Annotated in this window: 12 protein-coding genes and 2 CRISPR repeat arrays; all 12 genes read right to left on the bottom strand. The window is 45.3% G+C overall.

Translation table 11 applies throughout. The features are described from left to right. Positions 1-41: 41 nt before the first annotated feature. On the bottom strand, positions 42-2,489 hold the full coding sequence (gene cas3, locus ACFORK_RS20460; protein WP_379202397.1) for a CRISPR-associated helicase Cas3': 2,448 nt from the start codon (positions 2,487-2,489) through the stop codon (positions 42-44). A gap of 482 nt (positions 2,490-2,971) precedes the next feature. Next, a CRISPR array of direct repeats spans positions 2,972-4,598; the repeat unit is 32 nt; unit sequence ATTTCAATCCACGCTCCTATGTATGGAGCGAC. Between the two features lie 176 nt (positions 4,599-4,774). Continuing rightward, the gene (locus ACFORK_RS20455; protein ID WP_379202395.1) at positions 4,775-5,722 is read right to left on the bottom strand and encodes a DUF6602 domain-containing protein; all 948 of its coding nucleotides are present in this window, start codon (positions 5,720-5,722) and stop codon (positions 4,775-4,777) included. Then, positions 5,715-6,605, bottom strand: a complete 891-nt coding sequence (gene cmr6 / locus ACFORK_RS20450) for a type III-B CRISPR module RAMP protein Cmr6 (RefSeq protein ID WP_379202393.1) — start codon at positions 6,603-6,605, stop codon at positions 5,715-5,717. The genes ACFORK_RS20455 and cmr6 overlap by 8 nt, the downstream gene beginning before the upstream one ends. Continuing rightward, a complete protein-coding gene (gene cmr5, locus ACFORK_RS20445; protein ID WP_379202391.1) occupies positions 6,602-6,979 on the bottom strand; it encodes a type III-B CRISPR module-associated protein Cmr5 in 378 nt (125 codons plus the stop codon). Before cmr5 ends, cmr6 begins: the two co-directional genes overlap by 4 nt. Further along, positions 6,976-7,932 carry a type III-B CRISPR module RAMP protein Cmr4 gene (gene cmr4 / locus ACFORK_RS20440; protein WP_379202389.1) on the bottom strand — a complete coding sequence of 319 codons (957 nt, stop codon included), beginning with the start codon at positions 7,930-7,932 and terminating at the stop codon, positions 6,976-6,978. The genes cmr5 and cmr4 overlap by 4 nt, the downstream gene beginning before the upstream one ends. Continuing rightward, entirely contained in the window at positions 7,922-9,202 is a 1,281-nt protein-coding gene (gene cmr3 / locus ACFORK_RS20435) for a type III-B CRISPR module-associated protein Cmr3 (RefSeq protein WP_379202387.1), read from the bottom strand. The genes cmr4 and cmr3 overlap by 11 nt, the downstream gene beginning before the upstream one ends. Further along, on the bottom strand, positions 9,180-11,078 hold the full coding sequence (cas10, locus tag ACFORK_RS20430; protein ID WP_379202385.1) for a type III-B CRISPR-associated protein Cas10/Cmr2: 1,899 nt from the start codon (positions 11,076-11,078) through the stop codon (positions 9,180-9,182). The genes cmr3 and cas10 overlap by 23 nt, the downstream gene beginning before the upstream one ends. Next, the gene (gene cmr1 / locus ACFORK_RS20425) at positions 11,030-12,457 is read right to left on the bottom strand and encodes a type III-B CRISPR module RAMP protein Cmr1 (RefSeq protein WP_379202383.1); all 1,428 of its coding nucleotides are present in this window, start codon (positions 12,455-12,457) and stop codon (positions 11,030-11,032) included. Before cmr1 ends, cas10 begins: the two co-directional genes overlap by 49 nt. Before the next feature lie 398 nt (positions 12,458-12,855). Next, positions 12,856-13,416: direct repeats of the CRISPR family, unit length 32 nt; unit sequence ATTTCAATCCACGCTCCCGCGTAGGGAGCGAC. Positions 13,417-13,747: 331 nt separating this feature from the next. Next, complete coding sequence (locus ACFORK_RS20420) at positions 13,748-14,572, bottom strand: carbohydrate ABC transporter permease (protein ID WP_379202381.1); 825 nt, start codon at positions 14,570-14,572, stop codon at positions 13,748-13,750. Continuing rightward, on the bottom strand, positions 14,569-15,462 hold the full coding sequence (locus ACFORK_RS20415) for a carbohydrate ABC transporter permease (protein ID WP_379202379.1): 894 nt from the start codon (positions 15,460-15,462) through the stop codon (positions 14,569-14,571). The genes ACFORK_RS20420 and ACFORK_RS20415 overlap by 4 nt, the downstream gene beginning before the upstream one ends. Positions 15,463-15,575: 113 nt before the next feature. After that, the gene (locus tag ACFORK_RS20410; protein WP_379202377.1) at positions 15,576-16,862 is read right to left on the bottom strand and encodes an ABC transporter substrate-binding protein; all 1,287 of its coding nucleotides are present in this window, start codon (positions 16,860-16,862) and stop codon (positions 15,576-15,578) included. A gap of 232 nt (positions 16,863-17,094) precedes the next feature. Beyond that, the gene (locus ACFORK_RS20405) at positions 17,095-18,891 is read right to left on the bottom strand and encodes a cache domain-containing sensor histidine kinase (protein WP_379202375.1); all 1,797 of its coding nucleotides are present in this window, start codon (positions 18,889-18,891) and stop codon (positions 17,095-17,097) included.

Below are 18,891 nucleotides of genomic sequence, written 5' to 3'. Positions count from 1 at the left end.
GTGTGTTCAGCCTCCTTTCCAATTATGCATCTCTAGTTGCTTCACCACATGCGCAATTCAAATGGACTATCGTTCTCCAGATTGAGTCCATAATTCTCATGGTAAGCCCCTTCAGTAAGAGCCAACACTTTGCCATCTAGGTACGCTACCAGAGCATTACTTTTGCTTAACTTTTCTTTCTCATGGCTAAAAATATTAATGGTATATTGTTGAGCATTGCGCAGTAAACGCGAAAGGTCTTCAATACTCTGCTGCCCGTTTAATTCGGTAATGATTTCTTCTCCTTCTCTAAAGGGAACGAGTACAGAGGTGGTATGACTATCAATGACCTCGAAATTTTCCGCAGCAGTCTTATAGCTGTTAACTAGGAACAATGGCAATGCTTCTTGATGTCTCTGACGGTAGGCTTGGTAATACTTATTTTCCATCCGAGGGGACGACAATAAATCCGTCATATCCTCCCCAAGCTTGGGAATAAAATAATTCAGACTAGACTCAAACTCCGTATAAAATTCTTGAAAATACCTTTCCATCGCCTGCACAGACAGAAGGCTACCACCATGAGAAGACGGATCACGCTTCAGATCCACGAGAATCTTCGCTGAGATTTCCTTACCTCTCTTAATCTCTTTCAACCTGTCCAGCTTCTCCTCGGCATGATCAATAACATACACCTGCTGCACATCATTCTCACCGTGCCGATTACATCGCCCTGCTGCCTGAGCGATAGAATCCAATCCTGCCAAGGAACGAATTACACACTTGAAGCTTACATCTACACCTGCTTCGATAAGCTGTGTACTGATACAAATGACTGGGCTTTGATCCTTAAGCTTTCCTTTCACTTCTGCCAATATCTCATTACGATGAGCCGCGCACATAGAAGTGCTCAGATGATATACAGACACTGGAAGACCCTCGTCCTGCAGCTTCTGATATAAGGTTTTAACAACCGTTTTGGTATTGAGGATGACGAGCACACTCTGGACCTCTTCTACCTTTTCCATAACAAAATCAGCAAGTTTATCCGTATTAAACTGTTCACCTGTTGCCCTGTCTACGATATCCACCCGTTTGAATGCTTGGATAACATGATTCAGATTGCCTATCATTTCAGCTTCCGGCTCGATGTTCAGCTTGTGTTGAACATAATCCAGTTCAGGCTGTGTAGCCGTACAAAGGACAATACTGGAACGTGCATGGTTTCTCAAAAAATTAACCGCTTGATTAAACAGAGAGATACACGACACCGGAACCTTCTGTACCTCATCAAAAATAATTACCGATTCACTCAAGTTATGCAATCTCCGAATGTTCCGGCTCCCGTCGGCATAAAAGACATTTAGAAATTGCACCATTGTAGTAAAGATAATAGGAGAATCCCAGTTATCCTTAGCTAGCTTTAACTTTTGCCGCATATTGATCAGACCATCTTCGAGTTCATCATCCTCTTGTTCTTCTTCAACTACATTAGAATGATGCTCCAGAATATGAACCTCATCTTGCAAAATATTGCGGACTTCCTTGGCGTTCTGTTCGATAATTGTTGTGTAAGGAACGACATAAATAATATGCTTTTTCTTAAACTCCTTGGCATGCCTCAGCGCATATCTCAAACTCGCCAGTGTCTTTCCACCGCCTGTTGGGATGGACAGCGTATAAATTCCGGATGCCTTGGCAGCAAACTGGTCACACTGATCTGACATTTCTCTTCTTAGACGATTAATCGGCGAATCAGAACCTTCTTGTTCTGCAAAAGATTCAATTTGACTCATCAGTCTCTCGTAAAATACTCCGAACAGTTCTTCATGATTGACTGGTTCATCCAGCTTGTTCTCTTCAAAACAACGAGTATTCGTCCGATCTGCATCAATCAGTGCGCTGAATATAAATTTAGTCAGAAACATAAGTTGCTGCTCTCTACTAGTCCCAGCATCTTTTTGCAGATATGAATGCAATTCTTTTACAGCCTGATCTACATACTCGTGGAACTTCGTTTCATCCATAACCTGCTTAAAAAAGTTGGTTTCAGACCACTCGAATTCTTCAAGATTCTTCTCTTTCACACGACGTAAGTAGTTGGATTCCAGATCCGGATTCAAGAAGTCTTGCAGATAAGAATGGTGAGAAATAATAGCATTACCTACGATCTCAGCTAAAATCATTTTGTTCATAGTATCCACTTTATCGGAGCTATTCTTGGTATGATCATGAAACAACTTAAATAACAGTTTTCCTCCCGCTGTAGAATGATCTACGCTACCTCGCTTGGGAGGCATCTCCGGGTGGTAAACAGCCATAAGTATGTATTCCTTAAATTCTTCAGTGTATTTCCCCATGTCATGGAGTACACCGGCAAGCCCGGCGATATGCTTCACGCCTATTTTATTCCCAAATTCCTCTGCCAGAGCTTGTACGCCTGTTAAGTGCTCAGCAACAGTCTGTATTTTCTTGTCGCTCTCCCTTATATGAGCAATATATCCTTCCATTTGATCTCTCCTTTAGGGATTAATCACAAACTGGATTGATTTTAATTTAGTGCATTGTTCCCTCCTTTGTAAGGATATAGAACTAATCATATCATGGTAATTCTACAAATTTCATAAATCTCCTTGCTTATTCCCTAAATTTTCTAGGGTATTAGTGAACTTTTTGTAAAAATGTGTTTGGAGTGAATTTATTATGAGGTTATCTGTAATCGAAAAGAGGGTTGGTTTACAAGATAGGAGATAACAAACAGGAGTATGGATTAAATGTCATACTCCTGTTTATGGGGAAGTGTCAGTTTTTATAGAGATGTTTACCGCTTGGTATTCGAATTACACACTCCCGGGGGGTCATATTTTTATTATCGTGCCGTAAAGAGAGCTGGCCTGACAGATATGATTCAGGCACTCTCTATAAAACTGCAAACTACGTCTGCGTAGGGAGCACCTAGGTCGTACTGACTCAAACGGCGGGCATTATTGCAATTTCAATCCACGTTCCTATTTATGGAGCCACCAATCTCGCGATCATTCACTAAACCAGATGCACCGATTTCAATCCAAGTTCCTATGTATGGAGCGAGGATGATTGGGATTGGATAGATATGTTTCAATCCACGCTCCTATGTATGGAGCGACTGAATCTAGTGTACGAATTGCACTACCTAGAAATTTCAATCCACGCTCCTATGTATGGAGCGACATGACGCCTTGATCGACGTGTCCAATTGGTCCAGCGTATTTCAATCCACGCTCCTATGTATGGAGCGACGATAATGACATCACTGTTCTTTCGATGGACAGAAATTTCAATCCACGCTCCTATGTATGGAGCGACCTACGTTTGTCCGCGGAATCGGCAGTGTGTAGACATTTCAATCCACGCTCCTATGTATGGAGCGACAGTGAGAATAAATTCAGACTGTGGGACCCTGCTAATTTCAATCCACGCTCCTATGTATGGAGCGACCTTTGTTAGGATGACTTCCTGCATCCGATAAGGTATTTCAATCCACGCTCCTATGTATGGAGCGACGAGTCTCCCAATTCATTTGTTCCGTATTGGTATACGATTTCAATCCACGCTCCTATGTATGGAGCGACAAGTGGAGTGTTATGAGTGCGCCGGACTTTGCGGATTTCAATCCACGCTCCTATGTATGGAGCGACTTGGCGGCTGCCGCCACGTATGCGCGCAATGTGGTATTTCAATCCACGCTCCTATGTATGGAGCGACCTTGTCTTCCTGTCGATACCCTTGTTTCCATTCCTATTTCAATCCACGCTCCTATGTATGGAGCGACGAATTCCCGATGATGGACGCGCCATATATGGACAAAATTTCAATCCACGCTCCTATGTATGGAGCGACTCTTTATGCACCCACCCATATAGCGATCCAACAATATTTCAATCCACGCTCCTATGTATGGAGCGACCCTACAGGAGTGCACTACACCGGTTGTATTCATTGGATTTCAATCCACGCTCCTATGTATGGAGCGACTACATGCTAGTACAAGAAGTGCTAGAAGAGATTATCGAATTTCAATCCACGCTCCTATGTATGGAGCGACCCGAAGAGTTCGTTAGTTCCTTGACGCGAAAACTAATTTCAATCCACGCTCCTATGTATGGAGCGACTATGAGGTCGCTGTTACTTGCTTGGAGCAAATACATTTCAATCCACGCTCCTATGTATGGAGCGACTTGTTAAATATCCAAGTGGAGTTGATAAGTAGTGAATTTCAATCCACGCTCCTATGTATGGAGCGACACGACTGCAATTCCCGGATTGCCTCTCTTGATGTTACTATTTCAATCCACGCTCCTATGTATGGAGCGACCATAGCAGTTAGTCATCCCGACCCATGGATTACCATTTCAATCCACGCTCCTATGTATGGAGCGACGCAGACATACTATCGTAAGACACGGCCATTTCCTATTTCAATCCACGCTCCTATGTATGGAGCGACAGGCCTTCCTCCCGTTGAACGTATTTGCACAAAATTTCAATCCACGCTCCTATGTATGGAGCGACGACCGTGTCATTGCTAACATGGGAGGTATCGTCTCCATTTCAATCCACGCTCCTATGTATGGAGCGAAGCGAATAATCACTTTAAAAAGTGAAAGTTACCATCAATTATTAATCAATTCACTTTTATGCGTCAAATGGCTAATCTTAAAAGCAAGCTTTGTCGATTAATTTACATAAAATACTATAAATCTGGTGCGAATCTCCCGGGGGTTTCATGTGAGCTTGGGGTTCGCACCAGACATAGCTATTCCTGTAACGTCTTCTGGAACATCTGAACATACGCCAGATGCGGGAACAAAATGGGGTTGTTAATGAGCATCAGCAGTTGATTCAACTGGAACGTCAAGGATAACAGCGACACTTCATCAGAAGGATTTTCGTCCGAGATGACTCTGTATTCCTCAAGTTTCGTATGTTTAGCACTGAAACTAACGTTCTGCATATATTCATCAGAACGCTCATCACCGTAGTAATTTAACTCTCCGTGCCACCAGCCCAAGCTTTCTGTTTCGTTCGGAATGGTGATTTCCAGCTTGCCCTCTTCCTTGGAAGGATGAATCAAGATATCGAAGTCGACATCTTCTGTTTTTCCTATAGCAGTTTCGGTATGACACAGAATTCTAATAGGCCTAGTTGAGGTTTGTGTTGGTGTTGGTGATTTTTTCTTTTTCTCACATGGATCTTCAGATTCTTGATTCTTGTCGGCCTGTTGCAGAGGTTGCACCACAGGCACAGACTCAAAGCCCGTGCACACCACCGCCCCAAGCGTCCGGCTAATGGACTTCATTTTTGTCTGCAACTGCTTGATGCTGTTTACCCAATCTTCCAAGTTAGTATCATCATAGATATTCTTACTCTTACACTGCACAACAACAGCCACGGCCTCAATAGGGATATACTTCAGTTTACCATATCTAAAAATATAGGGAGTATACTGCTCGTCAAAGATCGCCAAATCAACCTCATTTGAGACGTGCCCATCGGAATCAATAATGAACACAGAATGCTCGATCGAGAATTTCTGCGGAATCATCTGTTCAAACATGCTCTTCCAGATTTCCTCACGAAATGTACCTGTCGTCACATGATGCTGAGAGCTGAATTTCAGTTGATTGACAATCTGTTCTTCCATGACTGTGTAATTCTCAACCAGCTTCTTCCGAACCTTTTGATTCTGCTCTGGACTATTCATTGCATTTGTCCTCTCCTTGCTTGATCTTGAATCGCCCGTAACCAGCGTTAGTTTTACCGCCAAGTCCTTCCTGCTGCACAGCAGCGGTTAAGATTTCTCCTGCAATAGCAAGCCATTCTCGTGCCTGAGCAGAATCGCCGGTATAAGACAATTGCAACTTGAAATCTGCACGTACACTTATAAAATGCACAGGAACAGGTGAATCATCATCATGTGGCGCAGCGTCACTACTAACTGCCCATTGATTCTGTGAAATCTGAATCTGGTTATACTTCTGATGATGCGGAGTTAATACATCTAAGCGAAGTGCTGTACCTACAGTCTCAGGAGTCACCAGCGCATCGTGGTAACAGATACTTCCCATTCGATCCGTAGATCCGAACAACTGGTTATAATAATCCCCCCCTGTCTGGAACTTATTGTCCACTTGCCCCAAGTAGCGGTGACAATAATGTGCTGCGACACCTTTCAGGGCTGTGCCTGGAAGATAAGGAACGCCGTAGATCGGGTGAAGTGTGACATGCGTCTCCAGTACAGAAGGCTGGCCCTGCCCAATCGTGAGTGCAGACAACGAACTCAGGGTGCAGGTGTAAGATTCCGCGGAGGGCTGGGACAATATAGTATAAAATTTTGCAAAAAGATGCCGATACCATTCGTTCTGTGCCCGTACCTCCTGGGCTTGATCTGGATTCCCTTGCCCATGCTTATCTCCCTGTTTCTTCCCTTGTTGTTCAGACTGTCCTTTCCCTGTCCATGCAACTGTATAACTATCGATGAGATTATAGTAGAAGTCACCTTTACCATTAGGCTTCTCGACAGCATCCTTTAATTTGGAGCTAGTCATGTGACCGTTCAACTTCGTTAATGCCAGATAAGCATTCATGACTGATCCTCCAGTTGACTGTCAGCATCAGCTTGGGTCACACCCAGGATAGCCTCAGCATATCGCTTGAACCATACCGAAGCATCCAATGCCTGGCGAGTTAGTATCCGATAATCGTCCATTCGCTCAGGAATTTCAGTTTTGAAGTTATTAATACCGATCGCTAACCCCATATCCTTGAGAAAGTGAGTACGCATTTCTTTATTTTCAACAGAAAGAAATGCCACCGTAAGTCTAAATCCGTTCAACATAATCATCGAGGGAACACGATGACATAAGCTGCCGTATTGCTGTTGTTCCTTCTTGCTTAATTTTGCAACCTCATCAATGCAGCCAAGTGCGATTGTGGAATATTCGTGCTGTACCGACTTCATGACGGATCACCCCCGGAGAACCGGAAGCGGACGCGTCCCTTGCCCACGGAAGCATTAGCACCGATCTGCAATAACTGTTCATCAGACAGTTTGTTCAGCAGCGTCTCAGCAGTCAGGTTGTTGCCATGTGCGTAGATTTTGTCACACCATACCAGCCCGTATAGAATCGCTTCTGTCGGGATGTATTCCTCATACCACAACGCTCCACCTTCCACAGTCTTGGTCTCACTGGCAATGCGAATACGCGGCGTAACCTCACAGCATGTTGTGACAAAATACTGAAATGCCTCATCTGACACAATGACAAATCGCTCTTGCAACAGCTTGGCAGAGAACGGATCTTCTGCGTCGAATAGCTGCTTCGATAACCAGTTAAGCCACCCCGTGAGCGACGGTTCCTCCTTAGCTGTAGCCTTAAACTCGTCGAGTTCAACAAAGCGGGTTTCTTTGTTTTCATCCCCCTGGATTGGTTTTCTCAAAACTGAATCTGTTCCAACTATGACTTGGTCTGCAGATTGAAATACTTCATCAATCTTGTTCCAATTCAGCTCGTCAGGAATCTCAAATCCTGCTGCCCGTGCATCCCGAAGTAATCGACTAATAGCAAGCGGAGAGCTTACATAGGCGAACGTACCATATCTACTGGCTACAGGGAACGCAAGCATCCGTGAATCAGACAATACCAAGGCTCCGGCATGACCCGCATTTTCTACGCTGGTAGCCTCTTTCTTATTATCTTCTTTGCCAAAAGCGGCATTAAACCAAGATTCATTATAATCGTTTCTCCGGTGGTACTCCCGTTGCACCCCCTTGATACTTGAGCCAGGGAGCATCGGCCATGCAGTCATTTTCTCGCGCATAATCGGCATGTCGATCACGCCAGTTCCTTCACCTGTTCCCACATGGACAGACGTCAGACAGTGTATGAAATACAATCTGCTATTATTGATCATCTTCATCCTCCGCTTCATTAACAACTGCTGGCTTCCATATTCCCCACAGGGCAAGTCCGAATCCGTCTTCTTGGTCAAAAGCGCCTTTTCTCCGATTAGCATCAGATACCGAAGTTAACCATAACTGTTCCATTAGCGTGGCTGGATCACCATCGCCGTCCACCTGGAAGAAATATACACTACCCGCAGGAACCATGCGCCGAACAGCTTTCTCTTGACGTTTACTGTAGCTCCAGCCTGAGACAGGCTGCCAGCGTGGAATACAAGCCCAGCGTAGCTTCAATTTGACCCCATATTCTGAAAAATCAGCCTCCAGGGTATCCGTATCCACCCAGCGTGGCAACCATCCCTTGGAGAAGAAGGCTGGAGTGGCGAGAACGAGACGAATATACTGGATTTTATCTGTGGGACGTATTCCCTGCGAAATGACATCCGGAACATCCCATACTTGTGTGTTCTTCACTTCACTAGAGTGTGCCAGCCGCCGCTTGCCCCCGAATGTATGAAGTGTAGACAACGGCTCATCAGGCCATTGCTCTACATAATCGCTAATTTCGATCTCCGTGAGCAGAGCCATGTGATCTGGTAGAACAAGCATCTCTGTATCGAATAAGTGCTTGTCCTTAGCCACACCAAGTTCATCATCGATGGCTGTATGTACTCTGGTCTCCCGCTCGAAAGGAGCAAGAAAGTGTGCTGGCTGAGACGAAGTGTGCGCTTTCCCCTGGTTACCCCGCCACTCGGTGAGCGCATCACTCCAGTCTTCCAGCGTAAGCTCGTCCAGCAGCCAGCGGTGCATCCAGTCTGCTGAGACGAAGGCAGGTCTCTTCTTCCATAACTTATGTGCGGAGGCCTCAGCTACCGGCCATAAGTTTTGCTCATACCTGCCGTCTCTGTCCGTTCCCAGAAAGCCCATGCATTCATCAAGTGAAGCAAGCGGCCTTCTATAACTAACCCCGATTTTATCGTCTACTTCATAGAGATCGATATCTTGTGGAAATGGATAATAGATCATCCCGTTCAATTGATACAGGGGGCCGCGCACCTTGGATTTTTTGACAGCCTCAGCGACTGATCCGGAAGCAAAAGCGTTGTCTGCCACCGGAGCAGAAGAGAGATACTTCCCCATCATTGTGCGAACAGTCCCCGCGACAGCGCTTGGCGCAATAAAATCCAGACTACGTGCAGTGGCACCTGGTGTCGCATCAAACGGCCGCCCGTCCCGGTTAAGAACGGGATCGAGCGGTTCAATCTGTATGGTTGTCTTCAATGACCTCACCTGCTTTCACTAGAGTCGCGGCAATGATGAACTGCTCAGACAAGTTACCTAGCTGACTCACAGCGTCGGAATCTTTACCTTGAAGAGTATTGAACAGTGGAAGCAGTTCTGTCTTAATCCTCTCTAATAATGCTTTTCTTTGCGCTTCTGTAAGACCTCCGGGCAGTTTCTTGCAGGCCAGTCTTTCGACTTCTTGCCGGAGCAAGGTGTGAAGCCGCCCTTCGTATAAGGTGCCCACGCCCCATCCAGCTTGAGTCATAGACAGATATTCCCGGTGCAACTTGCGTAGATCAAAGGCGAATCCCGTCGAGAATACCCCTTCTCTATACATCCCCTGAATCTTGGAGAGCTGAGAGATTGGGTCTTCGTCAAAAGATACAGAGAACGTAAGCGCGTCACCACCGCTGCGCTTCTGAACATGCAGGGCAAATTCATTACGCTTCACCTTGGCATGATCTTCGGCGGCCTTAGCATAACGACGGGCGTCACCGAGCATCTCCAGCATATGAACAATAACCATCCCTACAGACAACGTAGGCACAGGATACGAAGCATCCGCTGGAAGTGCTGCGTGCATCGCTGACATGAAGACTGCCTGTATCTGCTTAACGGCATTCAAGCAAGTGTGCAGCGGGAGATAGGCCATAATATCATCGCCACCGCTGTACACTAATTGACCTTCATGCTCCCAAATGATTACTTCTGCCTCAATAGCAAACCTGGACAGCGCTTCACTGAACCGCTGGTGATCTTGATAGGTATTCATCTGCCGCAGCATCTGTCCCATTCGGTCACCATCACACATAATAAAGGCATAATACAGAGAAGGTTGCATACCGATCTCGTTATATAGCTGTTGCAGTCTGGACTTGATCTCTTCGCTGATGCTTTCCTGTTCTACGGTAGAGAGCGTACGCTTCGCCTGCTCAGTAATAAATTCATCGATTCGATTGTCATAAAACAGGCGTGAATCCAGGCGGACGATCGAAGTCTCCTTGATGTACAGCACCTTGTCAAAGCTGATTTTCAGTGAATGAATATAATTCATTACAGCCTGAACTCTCTCAGAACTATGATCTGAAGTAGCCAAGACCTGCTGATAATGCTGAAAAGCCACATCACACACCGATTTGAACTCTCGTTCTTTTATAATATATCGAGACATTCGCTTCACTAGCGAGATTGCATCCAATGTCTCATCTTTTTTGATGCCAAGCTTACCAAGCTCAGGATATCGGTCAGGCCAGATTACAGACTCGCGTCCACCGTCGAGCGAAGATTTTTTATCACCATAGGCTTTGCTGGGATCATGCGCCCGGAAGTCCTTCAAGGTCTTGCGTGCCGCCATCAGGCGTTCTGTCCTCTTCAGCACTTTGTCATAGCTCTCTTCTGAACCCCAGGCACTCCACACCGCATAGAATTCCAAGACGTCCTTCACTTGCTTCTTCCACATACCGGGGTTAACACTACTTCCGAGCTCGGCTAGAGCAGCTGAAGCGAATTCATCCCACTTCTTCTCGACAGCACTTCTGACTGTAATCGCCACCTGCTTCGGGTCACTTGTCTCAATCATACCCAGCACTTTGTTCGCCACATTAGCCGCCTTGTGCGCGGACTCTGCATCTGAATTTCCTTTGACCTGCTTAATGCTAGGAAAAATAAGCTCACCAGACATCTTCGACAGCGTGTCAGCTGCTACCTGGGACAATTCAGACAGCAAAAAAGAACCGAACCACAGATCTCTTGTCTTGCGCGCCTGAGCAATGAACTCCTGAACAGGTCCGATGGAGAAGAGCATTAGCGTTCTTACTGGTTTTTTTATGGTCTCTTGATTTTCGGTGGTGTGTTGGGATGTCCCTGTTTCCATCTCTGCACCTCCTTGCTATTTAGAAAAGCCTCAATGGCTGAATTTGTAGATTCGTCGTTGATCTTCATCGGACTCTTGTTATAGTTCAGCGAGCTGTATATGTGTTCAGGGGTGATGGTTAGGTTGTTTAATCTTTCGTCAATTTCTTTGATCTGTTTTTCTTTGAAGGATAACTTTCCTGGATTAGATTTATTTCTGTGAGGTTGTTTCTCCCACTCTTCTTTCATTCGTTTGAACTTTAGGCCCGTAATCGGCTTATGGTTCAGTACGATGATCGCCCCAACACCATTCGTCTTGTCTAAGGCAACAACTTTCAGGATGAGCGGAGAAGCCAGGCGATCCTTGCCGACAGGCAGGAGCTCTGTTGTGTAAGGGTCTCCGTGATCGTCCTTATGGAACGTAGTGATGATCGGCATCCCGAGTTGAGACCTGGGGAATGCATAACGCAGTTCCTCTTTTTCCAGAGTAAATAGATGTCTATGGTCTTTATTCTGCATCCCCATAATTTTACGAATGGAGTCAGGTTCAGGCCACAAGCTTCGCCGCTTATTCCCGTCCTGATCCGTATTTCGCCGTTGCCTGAAGCAATGATAGGTATTGATGAGACTCTTCCACGCAAGGTTGGCATTACTACCCCTCCCTGCATTCAATTTCTTCTCCTCTTCCCCGTTGAAAAAAATGCTGCTGGATAATGTAGGCCAGTCCCGATATTGTCCTAGATGAAGCAACTGCAGCTCATACTTTTCGATCTTTTCACGGTACCATTGTTGCAGATTCTTCCCACGTGGAGGTGAGAATTCCGGGCAATACAGGCTGCCAGCACCTCTGCGTGTCCGGCTACCCAGACCACCGAAGTTAATCCATGCCCATAAGGCCGCATGAAGTTCTTGTTGTAACGCCTTCATTCTCTGAGGGCTTAGGCCAGCGCCCTCATAGCGTATATGTAGTCTGAAGTCGTAATTCTCCAAATAGTCCACGGGATTCGAGCGAACAGGAAACAAAACGTAAGAAGGCGGCGGAACATTTTTAATCAGCGTCGTCTTGATTAGGGGGGGATCTGAAGATTCTACCCAGATTTTCACCCTACTAGGCGTGGTCGTATCTCCGAATATAGCGACTTCCTCTCTGCGAAGCTCCAGTACATTCGTATAGCTCGCTCCACAAGTAGCACGCCACCAGAACCGCAGATGTCCCCGAATCGATGCCTCTCTGATCGGTTGTTGCTTATCTATCTTGCCAGCTTTACTGCCTCCGCCGAATATAGGCGTCACAAGCGAGATAGTGTATGGCTCTTCCAAGCTCAATAGTTCCTGTACTTGTTTTATTTGCTGCTGTACGTTCGATAGATTCGGAGCAAGGACTTCTTGGTTATCCGACAAATGAACTCATCTCTCCTTCACTAACAACAAAATAGTCCTAATAATTAACTTGAATTATAGACTTTGGAACTACTTCTCTATTGATTATACTTAATTATCCAACTATTATATAGCATTATTTGACAATATTTGCAGATCAAAAAAAGCGATCAATAGTTAAGGGAACTTTATCCCCCAATTATTGATCGCTAAGTTGTGAATTATTTAGTTATTCGGGGGAAGCATTAACTGATTGTTAGTGTAGCAAGTATAACTCTTAGTTACAGAAGCATTTAAGTTAGCAATGGCGTGAGACTGATTTGGCTGCTAGATACGTATCGCAATGTCTAAGGATTCAATTCACGCTCTATTATAGATGGTGACAAGAAGTACCATGAGGCATACTTCGACGACTGGGTATTTCAATCCACGCTCCCGCGTAGGGAGCGACCGAGATCGTCCCGAACTCCAAACAGTTGATCCTATTTCAATCCACGCTCCCGCGTAGGGAGCGACCCGGGTTAACAAACGACATGGGAGGAATAAAAATATTTCAATCCACGCTCCCGCGTAGGGAGCGACTGATCGTACGGGTTCTCTCACCTTTGGAGTTAATATTTCAATCCACGCTCCCGCGTAGGGAGCGACCACGACAAAGCTAACAAGCGAAAGGCCTTGATATTTCAATCCACGCTCCCGCGTAGGGAGCGACTACTAAACCAATTAAGCAATTGGCTAAGTTCATCCAATTTCAATCCACGCTCCCGCGTAGGGAGCGACGTGATTGAGTCATGATTAAACGTCCTTACCGGATAATTTCAATCCACGCTCCCGCGTAGGGAGCGACAAGTCGTAGTCTATCATGTATCCCTGGCCATGACTATTTCAATCCACGCTCCCGCGTAGGGAGCGACCTATCAATGATGAAACTTCACTATATGCAAGAGTATTTCAATCCACGCTCCCGCGTAGGGAGCGACAGCGATTCTCATCCATAAAAAGGATAAAAACCCTTTTTACGCACCTAAATCGCGCTAAATCTCTTCAATAATCACTCTCATACCAGCATCTCAGCAAGTTTTTATACAAATAATGTAAAATAAATGGTGCGAAGGACCCGGGATTTTCATGGGAGCTATACATTCGCACTCGAAATTTCCCCACGGGATAACAAGAGTTATTTCCTTTATACTATTTCTTTTTCAATCTATAGATTTCCTCTTTCTACCTAAAAACTCCCAACACAAAAACAGCCCCCCACTCCCGTGGGGGGCCGTCCTCATCACTTCACTTGCTCTAATCGCAAACTACTTATTTCACCGATCCCGTCATTCCCGCTACGAAATGCTTCTGCATCACGAAGAATACGATGGCTGTTGGCAAGGTGGCGATGACGATTGCCACCATGATCAAGCCGTAGTCCGGCGCATAACCTGATCCCAGGGTGGAGATCAGCAGTGGAATGGTCTTTTGGTTCGGTGATTGCAAGACAATCAACGGCCACAGGTAACTGTTCCAGCTCGACATGAAGGTGATAATACCTGCTGCCGCATAGGTTGTTTTCATGGTAGGCATGAAGATTTTGAAGAAGATACCCAGCTCCGTCAGACCATCAATACGTCCGGCCTCCAGCATGTCCTTAGGGAACATCTTGGAGTTCTGGCGGAAGAAGAAGATCAGGAATGCCGTCGTAATGGTCGGTAGCATTACAGACGCCACAGTATCGATACCAATCCCAGGGATGGTATTAGAGATGCCCGCGAACATCTGGTACAGTGGAATCATCAGGGCGGCAAATGGAATCATCATCGACAGCAGCAAGATGTTAAATACGACATCCTTCGCTTTACTACGGAACATTTCGAAGCCGTAACCAGCGAGTGATGCAATGATAATCGACAGGACTGTAGTCAAGACAGAGATTCTCGCCGAGTTCCAGAGTGCTGTCCAGAGATCGGTCGTTTCGATCAGCTTCGATAAGTTCTCGAATAGATAGTTACCCGGCAGAAGTCTGCCTTTGGTCACATCTACGGATTTATTCGTTGCACTGATGATCATCCACAGGAACGGAAATACCGAAATAAATGTAGCAATGCTCAGGAACACATAGGTGAATATACGTTTTGGATTTCTCATTTCTTATCACCTGCCACTTTAAATTGAAGGAACGACAGCAGAACAATAAGAATGACGATCACATAGGATACTGTCGCTGCATATCCAAAGTCAGCCGTATATTTAAACGACAGGTTATAGATATAGTTCGAGATGGACATTGTTGAGTTACCCGGTCCGCCTTTGGTAATGTTCACGATCTCATCGAAAATTTGCAGTGTACCAATCGTCGATGTAACAGAAGTGAACAGGATCACCGGTTTAAGAAGCGGCACTGTAATTTGGGTGAATTGTTTAAAGGAAGACGCACCGTCAATACGTGCAGCTTCATAAATGGAGCCATCGATATTTTGCAGGGCTGACAAATAGAAAATCATGTTATATCCGGTCCAGCGCCATGTAATGGCGATAATAATCGTAATTTTGGCCCAGAACGGGTCTGTAATCCACTCCACGGGAGCAGAAATAATCGACAGCTTCAGCAGCATCGCATTAATCAGGCCATCGGATCCAAACAAATATTTGAACACAACAGAGTATGCGACGAGAGAAGTTACAGCCGGCAAAAAGATCGCCGTACGGAAGAACCCGCGGAATTTCAGCTTGGAGTCATTCAACAGCACGGAGATGAACATTGCCAGCAGAATCATTAAAGGTACCTGAACAATTAGGTAGATAAAGGTGTTAAATAGCGCTGTTCGGAAGGTCGTATCCGAGAACAAGCGCGTGTAGTTGGAAAACCCTGTATAGGTGAGGTTGGTGCCTGTTCCTGTTTTAAAAGACAAGAAAAGCGCCTGAATCATTGGATAAAAATAGAATGAGGCAATCATAACTACAGAAATCAGGACAAAGCTCCATCCTGTCAAATTATACTTAGCGGTCATGCTTAGCCCACGTTTCTTAGCATTCATCGTAGCAAGGTCTCCTCTCTGGCTGCAAAATAACCCGCCGGACGCTTTGGATCTCAAGATACCGCAGCGCCCAAGGGTTACATAATGCTCATATGCTCAATTACTTACGTGTTTTACTTGATTTGTGTCTCTGCCTGAGCCTGAGCATCCTTCATGACTTGATCCAGGCTCTTGCCATTGAGATAGTTGTTCATTTCGACTACCAGGATATCTTCGATGGCATAGGTAGACACACCATAGTTCACGTTAGGAATTTGCGCTGTCCATTCGGAGAAATCTTTTACAATTTGCTGCCCGCCAAAGAACTCATCTGTTTTCTTGTAGGCTTCGCTTTCTGCCGCTGCTTTCAACGTACCAATAGCTCCGATTTTGTTAAGCAATTCTTCGTACATCCCAACATCAGAACCAAACGTTTCAGCCAAGAAGTCTTCAGCTACTTCAGCACCAGGAACATTCATGACATACCACGAGCTTCCGCCCAGGTTGGAGGCATGTGTTGCATTCGGTGTGTTAGGCAATTTTGGCAAAGGAAGTACGGCCCATTTACCAGATTGAGAAACTTCAGCTTTCACGGATGGCGTTAACCAGTTCCCCGAAGGTACAGTGACCACATCACCATTGTTGATGAAGGAGATGAATTGACTCCAGTCTGCATTGATCTTCACGATCTTGGAATCCAGCATTTCTTTGTACAGAGTAAAAGCTTCTTTCAATGTACTGTTGTCGGCCAAATCAGGCGTTTTGCCATCTTCTTTCATATACCAGGAATGTCCGGATTGAATCATGACACGAACGAAGCCCAGATCACTTGGAGAGAAGGTAATCATATCTTTGCCTGTTTTTTCTTTGACCACTTTACCAATTTCAATATATCTGTTCCAATCGATGTCTTTCAGATCGTCAAGAGTGAATCCGGCTTGCTCGATAATATCTTTACGAACATACAGGCCGGTTACACCGGAGTCAAAAGGAACGCCGTATTGCTTACCGTCCATGCTGGTCGGTCCAATTTTGTAATCCGCATAATCTGCGCCCTTGATCTTGTTGCTCAAATCATAGAAGGATTCAGGATACGATTGCAGGAAACCTTTGGAACGATAGTCTTCGATCAATACGATGTTAGGAAGACCTTTGGTAGTTCCCGAGTTAAGTCCTGTATTCATTTTCTGAATAATGTCGCCTTGCGCGTATTCAACAATGTTAATTTTAACTTCCGGGTGTTTCTTGTTGTAAGTCTCTTTGGCAATATTCAATGCTGCGATGTTAAAGGCAGGGTCCCATGCCCAGATTGTAATTTCTTTCTGGCCGTCCCCGGATGCAGCTTCTTTATTAGATCCACCGGAAGAGCAACCCACCAGCAATACCATACAAGCCAATACTAAAAGTAGTGCTTTTTTCATTTGTCCCGCCCCTTTGACTGATTATGATGTAAGACCGCTTTAAAGCGATTTCATGAAAATTACTGAAAACGCTTACTAGGCATGAATTAATGATATCACCGGGCAACAATACAACGTTAGAACATCCTTTATATAGATTTGTTCTTTTGTTGCCCGAATGCACATTACTCTTAACAACGACATGTATTATTTTTGGATTATAGTAATTTCATTAGATTTTGTACCGCTTACATCACTGATTTTCCGTCTTTTCGATTAAAGGAAGCGTTATCTTCACTCTGGTCCCTTCACCAACAGTGCTTGTAATGTTCACTTGGAACTCTTCCCCATACAGTAAACTAATCCGATCATTCACATTAGCGACCCCGATGCCTGAGAACAGCTTGCTGGAATGCTTGGGTGCCTTATTCTGAGCTGAGATTAGGAGATTCCCTTCCTCCCCACTCGCTAGTTCCATACCATCACCGTTATCGATCACCTCGCAGACGAGCCGTTGCCCCTCTCTGGCAATCAAGACATGGATAACGCCTTCTGGTTTGCGGTTAAAAGCATGGAAGAATGCATTCTCGATGAATGGCTGAATAATCAGCTTGGGAACCTGATACTGAACACAGTCCGGTGCAACAAAGAAATGAACCCGAATCCGCTCCCCATAACGGATGTGATTAATAAACACATAACTCTTCAGATTCACAAGCTCCTGCTCGACGGACACCGTCTCGTACACGTTACTGATTGTATTTTGCAAAAGCGAAATTAACGAATGAATAGTCTGTACAGCCTTATCATTGCTGCCCTGCTGCACAAGGAAATTAACCGAAGCCAAGGTGTTGTATAGAAAATGGGGATTGATCTGCTGCTGAAGAGCTGCAAGCTCCGCCTTTCTCTGACCTTTTTGCGTCTCCACCAGCCTGTCCACATAATCATTGATCTCATCCAGCATATAATTGTATGCCCGCCCCAGCTCCTGAATCTCATAGCCCCCGGATACCTTGACATAGTTATGAAAATTTCGGCGTGTCACTTTGGACATCTGGCGGGCCAGCAGCGTAATCGACCGGGTCATTCTCCGCGAGATCAGAAAGACAACAACCAGAGCAACAAGCACAATAAAGAGACAGATCAGTACCACACTCCGTGTGTTTACCATCTGCCCGAGCACCTTTTGCTGGTCAAGCATATTCACCAGATAAAAATCATACGAAGGCAAATATTGTACGAGCATCAGCTTATCACGATCCATGATATGGACCTTCTTGGCTTGTTGTCCTTGCTCCTGAACCAACTTCGCTTGATGCAGCAGTTCATCATTCTTCTGTCCTTCAAGGTCAGACAGGTTGCTTGTCACCACCGTGCCATTGCGATCCAGCACAATAAAGTCATTGCCCTCACTGGAGAAATTATTGTAGAACGGCTTAAAGCTGCTCTCATCAATAGCGATATACAACATGCCGTATTGCTGTTCTGTCGTACGCTCTCGCAGCACCTTTGTAGCGACAACGGCATGTTTGCCCCCCTCATCACGATAATATTGATACATTATTCTGCCAGGCTGCTCTGCCGCATGGGTCGTTATAGCACTACGCTGCAGCTCACGCGCCGTCGGCTTATCATAATTCACTACGCCCGTATAATCCCGGCCATTCTTACCGGTTACCGACAGACCCACCGAATAGCTAGTGATCGTGGATTGAATCCGATTCATTTGCTGGGTCATATTGTAATAGGAGTTCATCACACGGTATAGCTCGTCCGATTCCTTCTCTGTCAGAAAGGTCTTTAGCGGGACGCTCTGCTGGGCTTGATTGGCTGCAAGTACAACCGAGTAGTGAAAGGACTCGAAGTTATTTTGAATCTGATTCAGCACTTTAGAGTTGGTAATACTGAAGGTTTTCAGAAATAGCTGCTGCGTCATACGCAGATTAGTCCATACCACGGATACAGCAATTGCAATAATACAAACCACCATGACCAAAAATATTTTTATAAATAACCCCTGAAATCGCAGTCGTTCAAATCGCTCCTTCAT

Source organism: Paenibacillus sp. GCM10012306 (assembly GCF_042649265.1).
In the GTDB taxonomy this organism is placed as follows: domain Bacteria; phylum Bacillota; class Bacilli; order Paenibacillales; family Paenibacillaceae; genus Paenibacillus_AQ.
This window is presented reverse-complemented; position numbering and strand designations above follow the sequence as displayed.